General features: G+C 53.9%; 16 protein-coding genes. 12 read left to right on the top strand and 4 right to left on the bottom strand.

The features are described from left to right. Position 1: 1 nt before the first annotated feature. Positions 2 to 1,630, bottom strand: coding sequence for a class I adenylate-forming enzyme family protein (locus VMT71_16150; protein ID HVN25504.1), 1,629 nt, complete (start codon positions 1,628 to 1,630; stop codon positions 2 to 4). Between the two features lie 198 nt (positions 1,631 to 1,828). Here VMT71_16150 and VMT71_16145 point away from each other — a divergent pair, with 198 nt between their 5' ends. From VMT71_16145 to VMT71_16095, 11 genes are all read left to right on the top strand, one after another. After that, positions 1,829 to 2,356 carry a pentapeptide repeat-containing protein gene (locus tag VMT71_16145; protein ID HVN25503.1) on the top strand — a complete coding sequence of 176 codons (528 nt, stop codon included), beginning with the start codon at positions 1,829 to 1,831 and terminating at the stop codon, positions 2,354 to 2,356. A gap of 139 nt (positions 2,357 to 2,495) precedes the next feature. Then, positions 2,496 to 3,188, top strand: coding sequence for a PilZ domain-containing protein (locus VMT71_16140; GenBank protein HVN25502.1), 693 nt, complete (start codon positions 2,496 to 2,498; stop codon positions 3,186 to 3,188). Between the two features lie 32 nt (positions 3,189 to 3,220). Then, positions 3,221 to 3,499 (top strand): hypothetical protein, encoded by a 279-nt coding sequence (locus VMT71_16135; GenBank protein HVN25501.1) that lies wholly within the window; start codon positions 3,221 to 3,223, stop codon positions 3,497 to 3,499. A gap of 215 nt (positions 3,500 to 3,714) precedes the next feature. Beyond that, positions 3,715 to 6,495, top strand: coding sequence for a molybdopterin cofactor-binding domain-containing protein (locus VMT71_16130; GenBank protein ID HVN25500.1), 2,781 nt, complete (start codon positions 3,715 to 3,717; stop codon positions 6,493 to 6,495). A gap of 94 nt (positions 6,496 to 6,589) precedes the next feature. After that, complete coding sequence (locus VMT71_16125) at positions 6,590 to 8,893, top strand: xanthine dehydrogenase family protein molybdopterin-binding subunit (protein HVN25499.1); 2,304 nt, start codon at positions 6,590 to 6,592, stop codon at positions 8,891 to 8,893. 1 nt (position 8,894) lies between these two features. Beyond that, positions 8,895 to 9,794 (top strand): xanthine dehydrogenase family protein subunit M, encoded by a 900-nt coding sequence (locus tag VMT71_16120; protein ID HVN25498.1) that lies wholly within the window; start codon positions 8,895 to 8,897, stop codon positions 9,792 to 9,794. Then, positions 9,791 to 10,264, top strand: a complete 474-nt coding sequence (locus VMT71_16115) for a (2Fe-2S)-binding protein (protein HVN25497.1) — start codon at positions 9,791 to 9,793, stop codon at positions 10,262 to 10,264. The genes VMT71_16120 and VMT71_16115 overlap by 4 nt, the downstream gene beginning before the upstream one ends. A 193-nt stretch (positions 10,265 to 10,457) precedes the next feature. Beyond that, positions 10,458 to 11,222 (top strand): GntR family transcriptional regulator, encoded by a 765-nt coding sequence (locus tag VMT71_16110; protein ID HVN25496.1) that lies wholly within the window; start codon positions 10,458 to 10,460, stop codon positions 11,220 to 11,222. Positions 11,223 to 11,291: 69 nt separating this feature from the next. Further along, positions 11,292 to 12,608: an MFS transporter gene (locus VMT71_16105; GenBank protein ID HVN25495.1), complete on the top strand. Its 1,317-nt coding sequence runs from the start codon at positions 11,292 to 11,294 to the stop codon at positions 12,606 to 12,608. A 68-nt stretch (positions 12,609 to 12,676) separates the two neighbouring features. Beyond that, entirely contained in the window at positions 12,677 to 14,359 is a 1,683-nt protein-coding gene (locus VMT71_16100) for a class I adenylate-forming enzyme family protein (protein ID HVN25494.1), read from the top strand. 199 nt (positions 14,360 to 14,558) lie between these two features. Next, complete coding sequence (locus VMT71_16095; protein HVN25493.1) at positions 14,559 to 15,605, top strand: amidohydrolase family protein; 1,047 nt, start codon at positions 14,559 to 14,561, stop codon at positions 15,603 to 15,605. Here the strand turns inward: VMT71_16095 and VMT71_16090 are convergent. The 3 genes from VMT71_16090 to VMT71_16080 form a co-directional block, all read right to left on the bottom strand. Then, positions 15,576 to 15,923 carry a hypothetical protein gene (locus VMT71_16090; GenBank protein ID HVN25492.1) on the bottom strand — a complete coding sequence of 116 codons (348 nt, stop codon included), beginning with the start codon at positions 15,921 to 15,923 and terminating at the stop codon, positions 15,576 to 15,578. The two genes, VMT71_16095 and VMT71_16090, sit on opposite strands and share 30 nt — an antisense overlap. Before the next feature lie 54 nt (positions 15,924 to 15,977). Next, positions 15,978 to 16,676 carry a hemerythrin domain-containing protein gene (locus VMT71_16085; GenBank protein ID HVN25491.1) on the bottom strand — a complete coding sequence of 233 codons (699 nt, stop codon included), beginning with the start codon at positions 16,674 to 16,676 and terminating at the stop codon, positions 15,978 to 15,980. Between the two features lie 256 nt (positions 16,677 to 16,932). Next, a complete protein-coding gene (locus VMT71_16080; GenBank protein HVN25490.1) occupies positions 16,933 to 17,391 on the bottom strand; it encodes a thioesterase family protein in 459 nt (152 codons plus the stop codon). Between the two features lie 169 nt (positions 17,392 to 17,560). Between VMT71_16080 and VMT71_16075 the strand changes: the two genes are divergently transcribed. Continuing rightward, positions 17,561 to 19,442 (top strand): hypothetical protein (locus VMT71_16075; GenBank protein HVN25489.1); only part of this gene is annotated, 1,882 nt, incomplete at its 3' end.

Raw genomic sequence — 19,442 nt, 5'->3', positions numbered from 1 at the left:
CTCACCTGAGTTTTTCTCGATTATCGTCAAGGGATGCCAGTTCCTGCAGGCCGCCCGCCCCGAACTTCTTTATCTTTACCCCTCCCGGCATTTTGGGAAAATCAGAGAGTATGCACAACTCATCCGGCAGTTTCTGCTTTGCCACTTTCTCTTTGAGGAACTCGCGGATCTCCATCAAGGAAACCTTCGCGTCTGCTCTTGGTATTACGCACGCGCAGACACTTTCCCCGAGGACAGGGTTCGGCGTTCCCACTATGCAAACTTGCGCCACATGAGGATGTTGCAGAATAAGAGATTCAACCTCTGTCGGATAGATCTTTAACCCGCCGCGGTTTATGAGGTCCTTGCTTCTTCCGAACATCACGACAAAACCCTTCTCATCGACAGAGATCAAATCCCCCGTATGCAGCCAGCCGTCTCTTTCCAGTTGTTTATCTGTCTCTTCCTGATTCTGCCAGTAGCCCTTGAGAACGTTAGGACCCTTCACCATCATTTCGCCGACCTCTCCCGGGGCGGCTCGTTTGCCGGTATCGGGATTTACGGCCTTGAGCTTCATCCCCGGGACCGCCTTGCCGACGCTCTTCTTGCGCACTTCCAGCGGGGTTCCGTAGGGACACATTGTTCCAGCTCCGGGTCCGACCTCCGAGTTTCCCCATGAAGAGGACAGGTATATGTTCCTGTCGTGCCCCCACTGGATCACTTCTTCGGGGCATATCTGGCCTGCAAGGTACCCGGCCCTCAGGCTGGAAAGATCATACCGGTCCAGCCTTGGATGGTTCATTTCCATGATGTAGTGAGCGGGAGAGCCGTGTTGCAGGGTCGGTTTTTGTGCATCTATTGTTTTCAGTGCCTCTTCCGCATTGAATGTTTCCAGCAGGATAACGGACGCCTGTATCAGAATGGGCTGGATGAGCGTCGTTCCGCACCCGTACGAGTGGCACAAGGGAAGGATTCCCATGAAGGTGTCATCAGCGGTTGCTTTCACCCCTCGCACATGGGTGTAACCGCCTCTGACCGCCTGATACTGCGTGATCATCGAACCCTTCGGAACGCCGGTCGTGCCGGATGTATAGAGCAACATGGAAAGATCCCTGTAAATGTCAATCGGGACCCGGCGCCACTCTTTTTTTCTCCCTCCGGAGACTACGTCTTCAAAAGGGATGACATTTTCTCCGTGACCACCGCCTGAAGAAATGACGTATGAAAGATAGGGAAGATCGTTGCGGAGTTGCTGAACTATACCGAAATTGTCAACGCCTTCCTTCCCCTTCTGCACAACGATGGCTTTTGCCTGGGAATTATTGAGGATGAAGGAGAGTTCATGGGTCTTGTACCCCGGGTTTACCCATGTAACCACGGCCGCAATCTTCTGCAGAGCGTAGAACGCAACGTAAAGCTCGGGACAGTTAAGCATATAGACGGCAACCCTGTCTCCCTTTTGGATTCCCGACTCTTGCAGGCCTGCTGCAAAGGCATTCGATTCTTCTTCCAGCTGTTTATAAGTGAGTGTTTTGTCTTTGAAAAAAACGCACACCTTTTGAGGAACCAGGCTCGCGCTTCTTTCCAGAGCAGCGCCGACACTTAAGTGTTCCACATCTTCATAGCGGGTTGTAATACCGCGTTTACTCATCGCTTCCTCCTCGTTTAGCGTACCAACAACAGATTATAGCCAATGGTCCTTTTCATGTAAATAGAGGTTGCATTTTGAGGTTGCATTTTGTTGCGTTGTCTGTTGGTGTGTGGTATATGGGATGAAGACAGTGGAGCTACATAGTGGACGGCTGGGTGGCGCCCCCTGCTTGAAATCTTACATAAGAGGCCGACGACCATGAACAAAAATAGGATCGGCTGCGTCCTATTCCTGGCAGTTCTCGTATCAATACTCGTGACTGGTGTTGGTTACGGGTTTTCTCAGCAGGCCCTGGATAAGCTTCTTAACACCCAGGAATGCACATGGTGTGACCTGCAGAATGCTGATCTATCAGGAGCGAATCTTTCCCGGGCTAAGCTCTCGGGGTCTAGCTTAACCGGGGCAAACCTTTCGAAGGCTAACCTAGCGGATGCCGACATGCTCTCCGTAAGGCTGACGCGAGCCAACGTCTCAGGCGCCAACCTCTCAGGAGCTTTTCTTAAGTCTGCGAATTTACGAGAAGCAAATCTAACCGGCGCCAACCTTTCCCGCGCCAATTTATCTCAGGCCAATCTTTCTTTTGCGAATCTCTCCGGTGCTGACTTGTCTGATGCCGATCTTTCCAATGCGACCTGGACAGACGGCACAAAATGCGCGGACGGCTCGAACGGAGCGTGCAGAAAAGAGCAGAACCCTACGGCCGGGCCCGGAGCGTTCCCTTTCTAAATTCTCCTGTGCACCATCGCTCTCTCCTGCCTGGAGACTATCCCATTTGCACCACCTGACGCCACGCGGCAACAAGAGCCCTTAAGTTAACGTCCTTTTGGCCGATTAACTTACCATGAATATTGCACCGAACCTTAGCGTGAAAATTATTGCAGATGCGGACCAGCGGGCCCAAAGAATCAATGCAAAGAGTTCGGTAATTTACAGTGCTGATGCAGACACGCTCGTCCTCGCTCAGACTGAGCCGTCAGTCAAGAGCACAATGCTGGGTAAAGAAATTATGGTGACCTTTGTGGCCAGGGAAGGCGAAAAGTATTCGCGCTACGGTTTCTCTGCTGTTGTAACAGAGTTGGTTGATCGGTACGAGCTATCGCCCGAGGAGTACGCCCGGGCTGTTGTTGTCCGCATGCGGAGTAATCCGAAACCGTACGACATAAGAATGTGCTACCGGGTAGGACCTAGCAGCAGGAGCGGACTGGATGTCTTTGTCTGCGGCGAAAAGGTTACTCTCATTGATATCTCGCTGGGCGGCATGAGGTTCAGCTATAGCGAGAGCCCTGTGCTTGAGCCGCATCAGGTAGTTGAAGTGCGCCTTGGCATTGCGCCTGCCGTCTATCCCATTCAGGCCAGAGTCATCAGGATTCGGAAGGCAGATAAGGAAGGCTCAGGAAAAGGATTACGCTTTGCAGCGGCTGAGTTTCTCAATGTCACCGGCAAAATCGAACAGGTGTTGTCCCGCAAGATTCTCGACATTGAGAGGGAATCGCCCTTCGCTGGCAAGTCTGACAGGTACCGCTCCCCTTCAGTGAAGGACGTCAGGCCACCGGATTAGGCGAGGGTGGCGTGTGAAATAGGCATCGTATCGTGGCAAAGACTATTTACGACTGTTATAGAATCAACGGGTATAAAACGGGCTTCTGGGTGAGGCGGATCATGTGGGATCGGGAAAGCGCCTTCTTTGTTAAGCGGATCGGCCAGCAAACCAGGGGTAGGTTGCCGCAGAATGGCTCTTGGTGCGATCTGACGGTGTGGGGAGACTTCTACGACTCTGATATCATCACAAGCAGAAACAGCCGCCTCGAGCATGCACACACCTTTTCATGGTTGTATCTGGGCCCTGAGAAGGGAATGGAAAAAACCTAGACACCAACTTCCAGCGCTCTGATCTGCCTGTATCAGCGACAAAATGCTCAGGCCTTTTAGCGTAGCCTTTTCATTCTCTTAGTGTAATCTTCCCCCTTTGGCCGCAGCGGCCTGACGGCCCTGGAAGTATTGACAATGCTCCTGCCGACATGCGTTAATACGAAACCGGACACAGAGCGGTACGCTCTGACGCGGTCAAAAGCTGGGAAGAAATAATGGCTAACGGCATATCATTTCGGGTGAATGGGAAAGAGGTCAGCGCAGCTGTCGACGGACAATCCAGCCTCCTGGATTTTCTGAGGGACTCGCTGCACCTGATGGGAACCAAGAACGGATGTGCCACAGGTCACTGCGGCGCTTGCACGGTTATCATCGATGGAGAAGCACGTCGCGCATGTCAGGTCCGAGTCGCAAAGATGAACGGCAGAAACGTCGAGACCATCGAGGGACTCGCCCCGGCAGGACAGCTTCACCCGATCCAGTCTGCTTTTATAAAGACCGGGGCCATCCAGTGCGGTTTTTGCACACCGGGTATAATCATGGCAACAAAGGCCCTCCTCGATAGGACTCCCGACCCGGCAGCAGAGGATATCCGGCGGGCGCTGAAATACAACCTCTGTCGCTGCACAGGATACGTAAAAATCATCGATGCGGTGAAGCTGGCAGCGGAGGAGTTGCGATCGGGCAATCCCTCTGTTTCGGACGGGACTGACGGTCTTAGCGGAAGCATAGGCGAATCCATACCAGACTATGATTCGATAGCGAAGGTGCGCGGAGAGCCCATATTTGCCGCTGATCTTACAAGAGAGAAGATGCTCTTCGGTAAAGTGTTGTGGAGCAGATACCCTCACGCCCGCGTCAAGAAGATAGACGGAACAAGGGCAAAAGAAATACCCGGTGTAAGAGCGATTCTGACCGCAGATGATATTCCCGGCAACAAGTGCTTCGGCCGGGTAAGAGCAGACAATCCGATTCTCTGCAGCGACCGGGTGCGCTTTCTTGGAGACGCGGTTGCCCTTGTCGTAGCGGAGAGCATGGTGGCGGCAGAGCAGGCGGCTCTGGCTATTGAAGTCGACTACGAAGAGCTTCCAGTTCTTTCTACTATGAGCGAGTCCTTGAAAGAGGGCGCGCCTCATCTGCATGAAGGCGGAAATATCTGCAAAGAGATCAGCCACGAGATAGGCGATGTCGAGCAGGGAAGAAAGAAATCGGTCCACATTGTGAGCGGCCACTTTGAAACAGTCGCGGTAGACCCCGGCTACCTTGAACCGGAAGCGGGCCTCGCTTTTTTTGAAGAAGGAATACTGACCATTCATCTTCCGAACCAGGGGCCGTTTCATGCCCGTCAGCAGGTAGCTGACAGCTTGAATCTGCCGGTGGACAAGGTAAGGATAGTGATCACGCCGTTGGGCGGGGGTCACGGTGGCAGAACGGATTCGGGCTTCGCGTGCCTCCTGGGGCTGGCAGCATTCAAGATGGGAGTACCGGTGAAGATTGTGCTGAACAGGGAAGAGACATTCCGCGTAGGCACAAAGAAGCACCCCTTTGAAATGGACTATGAGATCGGCGCAGACGAGCAAGGGAAGCTGCTTTTCTTGAAGGCGAAACTCATGGCAGACGCGGGTCCGTACACATCTCTCACCATCCGTGTTCTTGATCAGGCAGTCATCTTTGCCGGCGGCCCTTACGAGATTCCCAATGCAAGAGTCGACGCCGTGGCCGTATTCACCAACAATGCGAACACCAGCGCGATGCGCGGATTCGGCATCAATCAGGTTGCGGTACCGGTAGAATCGCTGCTGGACGAGCTTTCCCGTAAGACAGGGATCGATCCCTTTGAGCTTCGCCGCAGAAACATTCTTGCATTAGGGAAGAAGACGCTGGCGGGCCAGATCCTCAACTCGAGCGTTGGCATCAAGGCAACCATCGATAGATGCGAAGAGTCCATGGAGCGCGATATCGCGCATTTCCGTTCCCTCTATGCGAATGAATCTACCAAGCGTCTCGGGATAGGTATCGCAAGCGCCTTCAAGAACGTCGGGGCGGGAAAAGGCAGAGCGGAAGACGCAGGGGCTGTCTTTAGTCTTGAGCCGGACGGCAGGGTACTGGCGAGGGTTTCAGGCGTCGATATGGGGCAGGGTTTTCGCACCGCTATTCTTCAGATTGCGGTGCAGGCCACAGGGCTTTCACCCGGGACTCTGCAATTGATCACGGGCGACACACTCCTCACACCAAAACACAACTGCGCCATAGGAGAACGGCAGACGCTGATATGCGGAAAGGCGGCGCTTCTTGCAGCCGAAGCGTTTAAGGCAAACCTGCTCGCAAGAGCTGCGCAACAATACGGCAAGGCAGTTGAAGGCCTGGATGTCCGCCAGGATCGCGTGATTGAGAAAGCAGATGGCCGGACGGTGGTCACACTTGCGGGTCTTGCAAAGGAACTTCAGCCGGGGGAGAGCATCAAGGGAGAATGCGAGTACCTGGCGCCTCCTACATATGCACTCTACGATATAGAGGCGAGGAAGAGGGTGCCACCGGAAGAGTACCGCAATTACCCTTCGTATGCATATACCACACACGTTGCCTTTGTGGAAGTTGATACGCTCTCGGGCAAGGTGAAGGTGCTCAAGATCATTGCAGCACATGATGTAGGTGTTGCCATTAATCCCCAGAAAATAGAAGGCCAGATTGAAGGAAGCGCGCTTATGGGCCTGGGGTATGCTTTGAAGGAAGAGTTCGTCGTTGAGCAAGGTGAGTTCAGGAGCAGAAACTACAGGGATTGCGGCATCCCCACGATATACGACATGCCTTCGATAGAAGTGATCGTCATCGAAGATCCGGAACCGATAGGCCCTTACGGGGCCAAAGGTATTTCGGAGATTGCCACCGTACCCGCAACGCCGGCCATCTTGAATGCTATCTATGATGCTATTGGGAAAAGGATCTATTCTCTTCCGGCAAAACCGCAAAGAATTCTGGCCTTACTGAACGCGTGATGGACAACGCATTTTCATTGAGAGATACGGCTGCATTAGACTTGCCGGGATTCTGCCGTCAGACTGCGACAGTCGGAACGGCGAGGTTGCACTGATGGAAGAGACACTCATCGGCAAGAGCCTGCCCCGCATAGATGCCGCAGAAAAAGTGACAGGCCTGGCTGAGTATACCGATGATCTTGACCTGTCGGGCATGCTGGAGGCAGAGCTTTTAACAAGTCCACATGCCTACGCGAGGATTCTTTCGATTGATACTTCAAAGGCCGCGTCTCTGGATGGTGTCGTCGCAATCGTCACGGGGGGCAACATCGAGAAGCTGTATGGGACCACGGTGAAAGACCGTCCCGTGCTGGCAAGGGGCGTGGTCCGTTTTGTCGGTGAACCTGTGGTTGCCGTGGCTGCGACAACCAAGGAGATAGCGCGAGAGGCTGTGCGTCTGGTTGACGTGGAATACGAACCCCTGAAACCTGTATTCACTCCGGAGGAGGCGGTTGCCCCGGACGCACCGCTGCTGCATCCTGATTTGATGGAGTACGAAAAGGAGGTAACGGCTAACGCTATCCCCGGCAGCAACATCTGTAATCATTTCAAAATCCGCAAGGGAGATGTCGCCCGGGGGTTTGCCGAATCTGATTACCTGTTTGAAGACACCTATGAAGTGCCCCGAAATCATCATGCGTGCATAGAGAATCATTCGGTCATAGCCCAGTTCGAGAAGGACGGGACGCTCCATCTCTGGACCAGCAACCAGTCGCCCTACGTGCTGCAGCGGTCACTGGCAGAGCTTTTCGACAAGCCCTGGAATAAAGTGAGGGTCACCATACCCAACCTGGGGGGTGGGTTCGGCTCCAAAATCTATCCCAGCATAGAACCACCGATTGTGGCTCTGGCAGAAAGGTCTGGCCACAGGCCCGTGCGCCTGACCATGGACAGAGAACAGGACTTCTGCAGGATTACGAATCACGGCTGTACTGTGAGAATCAAGACCGGTCTAAGGAAGGATGGAACCATCGTGGCTCGCCAGATTGTCACCCACTGGGATACGGGAGCCTACGCTGACTGCGGTCCTCTCCTTACCAGAAACTCAGGCTTTACCTCGGCAGGCCCGTATCGTATAGAACACGTCAAGATCGATGCGTACTCTGTTTACACAAACCGGCCCGTGGCCACCGCGTTCCGAGGGTACGGAATCCCTCACGTGACCTGGGCTTATGAGAATCACCTGAATCGCATTGCGCATGAGATGGGGATCGATCCCCTTGAGATCAGGCTGAAGAATGTGATCCGGGATGGAGACCTCAGTCACACCGGCGAGAAAATGGTCGCTGTCGGCATGAAAGAATGTCTCGTGCAGGTGGCGAAAGCCGCTCATTGGGAGCCCGGCGCGAGGCCTGCGCGCGTGAAACTGGGAGACGGTCGCTTTCGCAGCCTCGGTATAGCCTGTTCATGGAAAGGTACGATGCGCCATTATGCCACCGCAGCGACGGTTAGAATTCTCGAGGAAGGATCGGTGGAGGTGAACTGCAGCAATGTTGACATGGGACAGGGTTCGGCCACGATCTATTCTCAGATCGCCGCGCACGAGTTGGGTGTTCCTGTGGAGCGGGTTGAGGTGCGCCATCCTGATACGTTCATAACCCCATATGATCGCACGACGAGCGCCAGCCGGGGCACGTTCCATGGCGGCACTGCGGTGATGAAAGCGGCCAGAGACGCGTGGCAGCAGATAGCGACTTATGCGGCGAAGGTATTCCGGTGCGATCCGCAAGACGTAAAAGCAAATAATGGATTCATCGTTGATCCCGAGACAGGTCATACCTATTCTTTCGGTGAAATCATCAACAAGGCTGTCCCGGGAGGAATAGACGTCATCGGTCATGGCGATTCTTACATGGAAGGGGGTACGGGACTCGACAGAGAAACAGGGCAGGGGAGCAACCCCACGAGTTTCTGGATGTACGCTGCCCAGATAGCCGAGGTGGAGGTTGACACACGCACCGGACGGATCAAAGTCAACAAGATCTTCGCTGTGAGCGATGTGGGACGAGCGATCAACAGACTGAACTGCGTTGAACAGATTCGCGGCGGCGTCACCATGGGCCTTGGCATTGCTCTTTCCGAAGAGCTCAAATTTGATAACGCGGGGCGGATACTCAATAGCAATCTTCACGATTACAAAATCCCTACATGCCCGGATGCTCCTCCGATAGACGCGATTATTGTTGAAGTTCCTCACCCCCTGGGTCCCTACGGGGCGAAAGGACTGGGGGAAGCGCCGGTGGGCCCGGTTGCTCCTGCTGTGGCGGCGGCGCTGGCTGATGCGGCTGGAGTATGGGTAACGAAATTGCCCATGACACCGGAGCGCGTGCTGGATGCCCTGAGAAAGGGAGGAAGATAGGATGGCGCATCTGACGCCGTTTGAGTACGCACGTCCCGGCTCCCTGGAGGAATTGCAGGAACTCCTTGCCAGCCGGGCCGGAGTCACCCCTTTTTACCTGGCCGGCGGTACCGACCTGATGGTGGCGATGCGGTCGGGGAAATACAGTCCGGAACTGGTGGTTGATCTGAAGCACCTTGCCGGCCTCGGGGGAGTTAACCCAGGGAAAGACGGTACCCTGCGGATAGGCGCCCTGACCACAATACACGCCGTGGAAGAGCACGAGTTGATCCGCAGCAGGTTTACTGCGCTTCACGAAGGGGCGCGCAGCCTCGGTTCCTTTCAGGTTCGAAACCGGGCTACTCTCGGTGGAAATCTTGCCAACGGCTCACCGACAGCGGACATGGCGATTCCTCTAATGGCCTTCAATGCGGAGATCCTGACCTGGAGTTCCAAAGGGGAGCGAAGAATGTCTGCCGCTTCTTTCTGGATGGGAGCGGGAAAGACAGCACTGCAGCAAGGAGAGATAATCACCGGCATCGAACTGCTCCTCGATGAGGGGCTGAGATCGGCTTACGAGAAACTGGGACCCCGCAATGCCATGGATATCGCAATCGCCAGTGCGGCGGTTGTTCTGAGACTCGACTCAGGCAGTATCCGTGAAGTGCGGATTGCGTTGGGAGGAGCGTGTCCCACGCCGATACGCGCTCACTCAGCTGAAAAGTATCTGGAAGGACACCGGGCTGATCCTGAGCATATCTCACAAGCCGGAAAGTTGGCGGCGGACGAGAGTAACCCCCGCAGCAGCACGAGGGCAAGTAGAGAATACCGATTGGCAGTGATACCTGTCCTGGTGGAACGGGCCTTAAGACATTGCCTCAGGCGCCAGGGAATTATAGACGAAATCAACGGACAACTATGAGAGACGTTGAACTAATAATTAACCGAAAGATAATTAAAGATACTATAAGAGATGATTTGACACTTGTAGCTTATCTGAGAGACACGTTAGGTCTGAAGGGAACCAAGAATGGTTGCGGGGCAGGGGACTGCGGGGCCTGCACAGTCCTGCTTGACGGAAGACCGGTCAATTCCTGCCTGGTCTTCGCTGTCGAGGCGGATGGTCGACAGGTGGTCACAATCGAGGGCTTGAGCAAGGAAGGGGAACTCTCGGACCTGCAGCGGGCTTTCATAGACCACGGCGCAGTGCAATGCGGTTACTGTACGCCAGGTATGATCCTTACCGCCGAGGGGCTTCTTGCGGAGAAGCCCAATCTCTCGGGGGATGAGGTGAGGAGGGCGTTAGCCGGTAACTTGTGCCGCTGCACCGGCTACGACAGCATTGTGTCTGCCGTTCTTGATGTTGCCGCAAAGAGGAAGAGACGACTGTGACATGAACTTGAGACGAACAGGAAACCTGCGAGCAGACTTCCGAATCATCCCTATTCACTAAGATCGCTGCGGCATGCATCTGGACACGTAGTCCCCGCGTATTCTTCTGGCGCATATCTTTCACGTATTTTTCTCATTGACAACGTAAATTCGCCGAAGTACAATTTGGACTGTTGGGCGAATGGTTGAACATATGACAATTCCTCCTCCCCTTCTTGCCCGCCTCAATAAAGAGAAGCTCAACGAGAAGATTGTAACGCGCATCAAAGAGCTCATTTTTGCCAACGAGCTCAAGACAGGCGACAAGCTCCCTTCTGAACGGGAATTGATGGAACAGACAGGCGTCAGCCGTGCGGTGGTGAGAGAAGCGCTGAGGTCGCTTGAGCAGTCCGGGCTGGTCGAGATCAGACAGGGGGCGACCGGAGGGGCATTTGTTGTTTCAAACCTCGAAAAGCCGATCTTCAACTCGGCATATGACCTTTACAGCCATGGCAACCTGACACTGGCACATTTCGTCGAAGTGAGAAAGGCGATCGAATTCGTGTGTGTACGCGCGGCTGCGGCCAAAGCGTCGTCGGCTGATATTTCGAGGTTGAACGACCTCAACAGTGCGTACCTCAAGGATATAGACGACGATTTGAAGCATCGTGAGCACGCTGAGGCTTTTCATGTGGCCGTAGCTGAAATATCCGGCAATCATCTGAGCAAGCTACTGGTTTCGGCGCTGTTCCGCTTGCTTGACGCGCTGCGTCCGCACAGCGTTCAGACAAGGAAATTCAAATATGAGACATATACGCTTCATAAGGGAATAATAGAGGCCATTAAGCGGAAAGATATCGCACTCTGCGAGAGCCTTATGACGAGGGATATTGAACGCACGGGCACGCTGGAACGTTCGAAAGTCCGTCACGCCGGAGCGCAACCGGGCCGGAGAGGCAAAGACTTCTCCCGGAAGTAGTTTCGTCCTTATCCCACATTGAACAGGATCCTGGGGTAGCGTTAGTGAAATCATAATGGAGGAATTGCCATGAAACCAACAGCAGCACCGAGAGAAACTGAGGAACTGTCGGAATCCCCAAAACCGGTCTCGCTTGCCAAGTCTTACTACGTCTTGATTCTTCTGACCCTCGTCTGGTCATGCGCCTACATCGATCGCAACATCGTCAACGTGGTTCTGGAGCCGATCAAAAAGGAGTTTGGAGTTTCGGACACTCTGATGGGCCTGATGGTCGGTTTCGGTTTCGTCCTCATCTATGCAATTCTCGCCATGCCGGTCGCGCGTCTGGCGGATCGCAAGGGACGCCTGCCCATTATCTGCATAGGCGTCGCCTTCTGGAGCGTCCTCACGGCCATGGGTGCTTTTGCACAGACCGTGTATCAGCTGCTGTTTACCCGCATAGGCGTGGGCGTTGGTGAATCGACTGCGAGCGCTCCCGGCAACTCACTTGTTTCCGACTACTTTCCCAAAGATAAACGTCCTATGGCAATGGCAATACTCTCCATGTCACCCTTTGTGGGCGTTTACGGCGGGTTCCTGATCGGCGGTCTGGCAGCCACGTATTGGGGTTGGAGAACAGCCTTCATTTTTGCCGGAATACCAGGGATCATCATTGCAGCCCTCCTTCGCTTCACGGTCAAGGAACCAGCGCGCGGAATTCTCGACGGGAAGAAAGCTGACACCAGGGTTTACAGCTTAGGCGAGACCCTCCGTTATTTCGTGGGCAATAAAACATATCTTTTTGCGGTGATCGGCTTTTCAATCACCAGCTTTGTCGATTTCGGCATAACGGCGTGGTTCGCGTCCTTCCTGATGAGAGTTCATCATTTCACGATATTACAGGCCGGGACCGTGGGGGGTACTATCAAGTCCATAGCGGGCGTGGCAGGAGTGCTCCTTGGCGGTGCCGTGGTGAATTATCTCGGCAAGAAGAGTGACACGTATAAGATTCTCACTCCGGGGATCACCTCGCTTCTGGCCGGTCCCTTCCTGGCGTTCTTCTATCTCGGACCAATGCCCTTGGCATGGATCGGGCCTGTGGCGGGAGTCATCTGCACGGGATTCCGCATGGGCCCTGTGCTGGGCCTGGTCCAGACGGTTGTCAAGGTGCGCATGCGGGCTTTCGCTGCTGCAGTAATATTTATGATCGGCAATCTGTTCGGCTACGGCGTGGGCCCGTTGTTCGTGGGCATGTGTAACGACTATCTCAAACCGACCTACGGGCCGCTGGCAATTCGCTACTCCTTGATCAGCATGCCGATCATGACGATGCTGGGCGCACTCTTCTTCCTCTGGGCTGCGCGCTACGTCAAACGGGATATTCAACGGTGCCAGGTTGAGGAGTAAGAAAAGGACCGGCAGGCAGCCAAGCAGCGACTACGACAAAAGAGCATAGCGGCAAGAAGGAGTCTTTAATGATGGACACGAGAACGTATCTGGAAGGCGCAGTTCCTTATCCTGACGACATAATCAAAGAGTATACGTCCAAAGGCTGGTGGCTTGGCTTGACCTACGGCGACATACTCGATCGCGCAGTCCGATCCTATCCTGATAAAGTAGCCGTAATCGACAACAGGACACGTCTCACGTACACACAGCTCAAGGAGAAAGTTGACCGTCTGGCAATCGCAATGCTTGAACTGGGTCTCAAGAAATATGACCGGATTGTTTTCCAACTGCCGAACAGACATGAGTTCCTGATTGGATTCTACGCCGCGCAGCGGATTGGGGCCGTTCCTGTCATTACCGTGGCCCGTCAGGAATACCAGGAAATGTCCCATTTTTTCAGGTTGACTGAGGCAGCCGCCTGGATTGTGCCGCTTCAGGACGGTAAACGCGACTATGCACCTCTTATCACCCGGATTCGCGCAGAGGCAAAAAGCCTGAAGTACGTCATTACGCCCGATGATGGGCCCCTGGTTGCTGACGGACTTTTCTCCCTGCAAAAGCTCATCGATCGGGTCGACATGAGCAGGTACCCCGATGACTACCTTGTCCCCTTTCGACCTGACCCTAACGATGTGGGCGTCATTTTTACCACCGGAGGCACCACCGGCCTTCCGAAGGGCGTGCCCCGCACTCACAATAGTTTTCTCTCCAACGTTCGCTACACCGGTGACCACACGAAGCCCGAACATGTGCGCGCACAGGTCACGCCTATCGGGCACACCATGGCCCACCAGGGAGCCGTGGGCGCAGCGATTTTTTATGGGACCACGCTCGTTCTGATAGAGGTGCCCAGGGCAAAGGAGGTTCTCGAAGCGATCCACACGCATCGGATCACGGATATCTCGTTTGTGCCCACGCTTCTTGAGGATATCCTGAACCATCCCGATCTGGACAGGTATGACCTCACCTGTGTCAAGTATTCGAGAACCGCAGGAGCAGCGCTTCGGCCGGAGACAGCAGATCGTGCGAGGAGGCTGCTGGCCACGTGGGGCGGAGTATTCGGGGGCGGGAACTTCGGCTCGACGGAGGGGCCCAACACGCGGGAACGGCCGGGCGCCGGTCCAACGCCTCGGGGGTCTATCGGCCAGCCGGGCGTCGACGGCGATCATTGGAAGGTAGTTGATGAAGAAGAGCGAGAGCTCCCGCCAAACACCGAAGGAGAACTCGTTGCCAAGGGTCCCGCAGTCTTTACCGGCTACTACAAGTCGGAGGCGGAGAATCAGACCATCTTCACCCGGGACGGCTATTACAAGATGGGGGACCTCGGGAAGATAGACGAGCAGGGTTTTATATTTATCACCGGCCGCAAGAAGGACATCATCCAAAGGGGCGGTGAAGGCATCATCCCCAAGCAGATCGAGGATCTTCTCGATCGACTGCCAGGTGTGGAGAAATCTGCGGTTGTCGCCATGCCTGATGTTCGGCTCGGCGAGAAGGCCTGTGCCTACGTGGTCGTGAGAAACGGTCAGTCGCTAACGTTTGATGCGATGGTTGCCGGACTGAAAGAGATGGGGGCTGGAGTTCTTCTCCTGCCGGAGAGGCTCGAGATCGTGAATAAATTGCCGAAGACGAGTGTGGGTAAAATAGACAAGAAAGCGCTGCAGAAGGATATCAGGGAAAAGATCGAACATGAAAGCGCAGCAAAATGATCGACCGCTTCGCTAGGAAGATATAGGAAGATGAAAGGCTAAGGTGGAACAAAAATTCATGATGGAAATTCGGATTCAAGATGGAGACCGAGGCGCGCCGAGGCTGGGGCTGCGAAGGCGCACTGTAGTTCGTCGATGCAGAACCGGACGAAGGGCAACGAAGGTATACGCTTGAAGACAAATTTCCACAGGAGGAATTATGAAACTAGGCCGATTTATCATTGATACCCATGTCCACGCGCAGAGGCACGCAGCGGGTAAGAAACTGAAAGAGGTCAGCGCTGAGGAATCAAAAAAAGCTAATTATCAGGACCTTTCGCACGTCATGCGCAATCTGACCACGTATGATAATTCAGAGCGCCTGCTCTACGACATGAAGTGCTATGACGTGGACATGTGCATTCTCTGTTCGGCATTCGGCATGAACAACGAAATCAACGTGCAGCTGGTGGAGAAATACCCTGATAAGTTCAAGGCGCTGTGCTGCGCGAAAGAGACAGCTGACAAAGCGCGTGCAGGGGAGATTGAGTGGACCATCGAGGCTGCCTGTGCCGAGCTGGACCGGCTGCTCTCCACAGGCAAGTTCATAGGCATCGGCGAGGGAGCACCGGGCAATCCATTGCACATGCAAACCAGAAAGACGCTCGCCCAGTCAGAGCGAATGGACCAGTTGCGGAAGGTGATGGATGTTGCGCGGAAACATAAAGTGCCTGCCCGTTTTCATACCGGTTCGCCGGGCATGTATCCGATCCCTTATACCTACTGGCCGGAAAACTGGCATCCCTACTGGATTCATGACCTTGCCACCGAGTATCCCGATGTGACCATCATTTTCGAACATGGCGGCATGCAGGGCGGTAACCAGGAAGATCTTGTGGATCAGTGCGTTCAGGTGGCATCCAACCACGATAATGTCTACCTTGAGACGGGCATCTACTGGACCGAGCTCTACTACAAGGCTCTGAGGAACCCGAACGTGGGGCCTGAGAAACTGATATGGGGAACCGACTGGGGAGCGAGCCAGCCGCTCCAGACGCATCTCGGCGCATATCCTCAGACCTACGTGATGCAGGTGCGCAAAGAGGGAATCGTGACGCATCAGGTCGACATCATGGGTTGGAGCCTCAAGCAGGTCGCGCGTCTCAACATCTCGCAGGACGATCTCAACCTGATCCTGGGAGGCAACGCGATAAGAATCTACAACATAGGATTTCCGTTAACCAGGATGTTCAAAAAGGTCGGCTGAGGTATTCCCAGGAACTATCCCCAGCTGTTCCATTTTTCGTGAAAAGCCGTGGGTGTCGGCCAGTGTGTGCACATACGTCCCGTCCGGCCGCTTATAGCTGATCAGTCCGCCTCCATCAATTCGAGCCACAACCACGGTGTCCCTCGCGGCCTTGACCTTGAACTCCGTCAACTGCGACGCGTGTCCGAGGATGACTTCCGGGGAAATGTCGGACCTGCCGCCGACGAGTACGAATCTGCCGGGACAATTGCGAATTGGTTTCCAATCCCAATTTGCCATGAGTTCATCAAAGGTTATTCTTCCGGGGCCTTCGCTCATAGCAGTACAGATTCGGTTGAGTCTTTTCCTTGGGCAGACTCACCCGTCATCCTCCTATTTTGGGGTGAATTGGGACAGGTCGTAGATTCCCAGGCTCTTTTCGATGGATGCGACCCGATCCACCATGTCTTCAAAACCGTTGTCGCCGAACAGCTCATGTTCCTTGTCTTCGAAGGCATCCCCGAGGTTATCATACTCCACAGCCGGCAAGAGCTCGTGAAATGCGGGGAAGAGGACCGTGTCCTCACGTGCGGCATGGGGCTCATACATGCGGATGAATGCGGAGAGGGAACTGGTAAGCGTCTGTTTGTCTGTTGCGTTATTGAGAGATCGGGTGTTCGAAAGCTGCAGTGTGGCATCTGTTAATCTTCTGCCCGCCTGGTGCTGTTGCAAGAGTACGTTCACAAGGTCAAGCAGTTTCCCGGCTTTCTTGAATCTTGGGAATAGATATTCCTCCTCCAATTTCTCATGATAATCTTCAACGAAAGAGCGGACGATTCTGCTCGATTCGGTCAATGTCTCGATCTGTGTGTAGCGCTTGGTTGCCAATCGCTTGATCCATTCGTGATAGATGAGGAGAATCCTCCTCAGTGCGCCATGCTCACGCATCAGGTCCTCTGCGGGGGAGACCTCCACATCCTGCTTTTCCGTCTCTTTTGTTTGAGCCAATAAGTTACCGGCGTCCGCGAGCCCGAGCATACCGGCTGCCCCGCCGAGCCGAAGGATGAATCCTCTTCGTGTTACATTGTTCAATGCGCACCTCCTCGGGACTTGCTCATGTAAGGTTCGCGAGATTGCCCCGCTACCTTCGGGTCGTCACATTCGCCGGTAAGAGAAAGTAAAATCTTTCATTCCAATGATCGAACCTCCGCGAACGGAGGGCTGTACCAGTCTTAGCGTAATCACTGCCTCACCTTCTTTCAATTGCCGTTTCCTGACGCGGCTACGCTGGCTTGGATGTGAAAGTTGCTTCTCCAAAAGTGCGGAGAGTAGGAGTCGGAAGGCTCGATCAACCGTGAGGAAGGCTTTGAGGGCTGTTGTGGTGTTGCAATAGTGCTTTTTTGAAAGTCTCAGGTATGGGAACGGGTGCGCGACCGGTGAGGTCAAAGCCCACCACCCCGCACTCTGCGAGTGCGATTGTTTCGCCCGAGCGAATCATGCGGTGAAATACCCTGAAGCCCGAGAAACTGACCTCGTCCACGTGGCTTTCGATCGCGAGGGGTTCGAACAGAAATGCTTCGCGCATGTAATTGATTATGGTATCTTCCGCTATTATCCCTGTCCTTCCGTCGCCCAGATCAAACTCGTGAAGGCTCAGTGCGTGAAGGAGATGCACAACCGCTTCATGCATCAGCTGTACGATTGCGTCGGCGCCCAGGTGACGTCTGGAACTGAGGTCTCTCGACTGGACGCAAAATTGATATGTAAATTCATAACGGGGCTGCTCACGCAGTTTTGTTCGTGGCATCGGCCTTATCCCCCGCAATTCTGGCATGGGCTGTGTGGGAAGTCAAGGCAGACAGCGCAGCCTTTGCGGGCACGTTAAACGATTTAGTACTTGACTAGAAACAATTTTGGTCTATATAAGGAACATAGAGGAGAAACCTAATTGAGGCATGCCATCCAGGGAGGTGGGTATGGCTGGCGATAACAAAACTCCCCTGATACCCGTTTCTGCTGTGCTGGTCATATTGGCCGCTCTTGGCGTGACGATGTTTGTCCAACCCTTCAAAGGGGGCCGACCCTTTGTATCTGAATACCGTGAGTCTTATGAACGCGTGAACGCGAGGCTCTGGCAGGATCCTTTTCAGGCTGTTGTCGACAGCATGAAGGAAGAGCAGGCTCCCGAAGACGTCGGGCAGTTGAGTATTGACGACACTGTCCTCAATCCACGAGAACAAAGATCTTTTAGAAGCAGCTATCTGAGCGGCATACGGGGCAAAGACATGGTTACGGTGTTGGCGGTTATGGTTCCGGGTAATCCTTACTTCGAAGGCACGGAAACGAGAATGCGCTATCGCTATGCGCTTCTCTCAGGGCTCAAGAGGGTGGGGTATGTCAGTGAGGATGCTGAGCATATTGAATTTATAAGGATTGGATCTCGTAACAAGAAGATCACTCTCTCCAACATCATACCTGTAGAATGGTTGTCGCATGAGAACGATAATGATGAAGTTCTTGTGCTGTGGATAAATGACGATGTCTTTGAGCGGATCCCCCTTTCAAAACTGGCCCGGGTAATTGCCTACATAAAGGGAACTGAGAATTTGCAGAATACAAAGGTCGAGGTCAATATCATCGGACCAGCCATATCGGGCACGCTGAAGGACATGGTTAAGGAGGTTGATAGGCGTCAGTCGCGAGAAGGACTAAGGCCTCTTAAAGGTGTGCGCATTTTCTCACCATGGGCAACTGTTGGCAGCGTGCTCCTGGTCAAACGAGTTCCAGGCGAAATAAAAACCGAAGACGACGCCTTGGGGGACATCAAGAAGCACTTTTGGTATCAGGGGATCACGCTGGTCCGTACCATAGGACCTGATCAAGCTCTTGTGGATCAACTGGTGAGTGAACTCCAAAATAGGAAGGTTGATCTTCGCGACGATAAGAATCATCTTCTCCTGGTGGCCGAGTGGGATACCTTCTATGCCCGCTCGTTCAGAAACCTGTTCGTTGAGGCTCTTAAGGATAGGGGAGCCCGTGAAGAAAGGGCTGACCCACGGATTCATTTTATAAGCTATTTGCGCGGCCTAGATGGCAGCCTGCCTGGAGAAAAAGGCGATAGTGACAAGAAGGACCCAAAGGCCGATGCCAAGAGCGACCCTTTGAGCGATGTGAAGAAGCTGGAACAGCCCATCGGAAAGAGCCAGTATGACTACCTGCGGCGACTCGCGGATGCGACCTATAACCTCAATCAAGAACTGCGAGCCAAAGAAACCAAGGGAAGAATTGCGGCAGTTGGAGTTATGGGCAGCGACTTTTACGACAAGTACCTGGTGCTCCAGGCCCTTCGTCAGGAGTTCCCCGACCTCATATTCTTTACTACAGATCTTGATGCGAGATTTCTACATCCTGACAATATCAAATGGACCCGCAACGTAATCGTCGCGTCGAACTTCGACCTCGCTCTGAGAGGGGACTTGCAGGGGGAGATTCCTCCTTTTCGAGACAACTACCAGACATCCGCGTTCCTGACGGTGCTGCGCGTTTTCGCGGACAAATGGTCGACCTTCAGAGAAAACGAGCAAGCTTTTCTTGAAGGATTTGTCGAAGAAGCCCCTAACGAAGCCTGGTCGAAGCCCATCATCTTTGAAATCGGACGTTACAAGGCGGTCCGGCTGACGGATACCTCCGGTACGGTGCATCCGCAGAAAGTAAATCGCGAGTACGACATTTGGTTTTCAGGAAAAAAGGCGTTTATCATCCCCTTGGGACTTGCCATCATCGCCTTTGTAAGCATCCCGTTCAGCAGTCTCACTAAAAGGCTTTTTCATGTGGAGCCAAGGTACCTGCTGGTGGCTT

The organism is Syntrophorhabdales bacterium (genome assembly GCA_035541455.1).
Lineage (GTDB): Bacteria > Desulfobacterota > Syntrophorhabdia > Syntrophorhabdales > WCHB1-27 > JADGQN01.
The sequence above is the reverse complement of the archived record's forward strand: the minus strand, read 5'-3'. Positions and strand labels throughout refer to the sequence as shown.

Coding starts and splice junctions, on each gene's coding strand:
- VMT71_16090 (HVN25492.1), bottom strand. CDS start 15,923: ATGAGCGAAGGCCCCGGAAGAATAACCTTTGATGAACTCATGGCAAAT.
- VMT71_16120 (HVN25498.1), top strand. CDS start 8,895: ATGGCGCATCTGACGCCGTTTGAGTACGCACGTCCCGGCTCCCTGGAG.
- VMT71_16105 (HVN25495.1), top strand. CDS start 11,292: ATGAAACCAACAGCAGCACCGAGAGAAACTGAGGAACTGTCGGAATCC.
- VMT71_16130 (HVN25500.1), top strand. CDS start 3,715: ATGGCTAACGGCATATCATTTCGGGTGAATGGGAAAGAGGTCAGCGCA.
- VMT71_16145 (HVN25503.1), top strand. CDS start 1,829: ATGAACAAAAATAGGATCGGCTGCGTCCTATTCCTGGCAGTTCTCGTA.
- VMT71_16100 (HVN25494.1), top strand. CDS start 12,677: ATGATGGACACGAGAACGTATCTGGAAGGCGCAGTTCCTTATCCTGAC.
- VMT71_16150 (HVN25504.1), bottom strand. CDS start 1,630: ATGAGTAAACGCGGTATTACAACCCGCTATGAAGATGTGGAACACTTA.
- VMT71_16110 (HVN25496.1), top strand. CDS start 10,458: ATGACAATTCCTCCTCCCCTTCTTGCCCGCCTCAATAAAGAGAAGCTC.
- VMT71_16080 (HVN25490.1), bottom strand. CDS start 17,391: ATGCCACGAACAAAACTGCGTGAGCAGCCCCGTTATGAATTTACATAT.
- VMT71_16125 (HVN25499.1), top strand. CDS start 6,590: ATGGAAGAGACACTCATCGGCAAGAGCCTGCCCCGCATAGATGCCGCA.
- VMT71_16095 (HVN25493.1), top strand. CDS start 14,559: ATGAAACTAGGCCGATTTATCATTGATACCCATGTCCACGCGCAGAGG.
- VMT71_16115 (HVN25497.1), top strand. CDS start 9,791: ATGAGAGACGTTGAACTAATAATTAACCGAAAGATAATTAAAGATACT.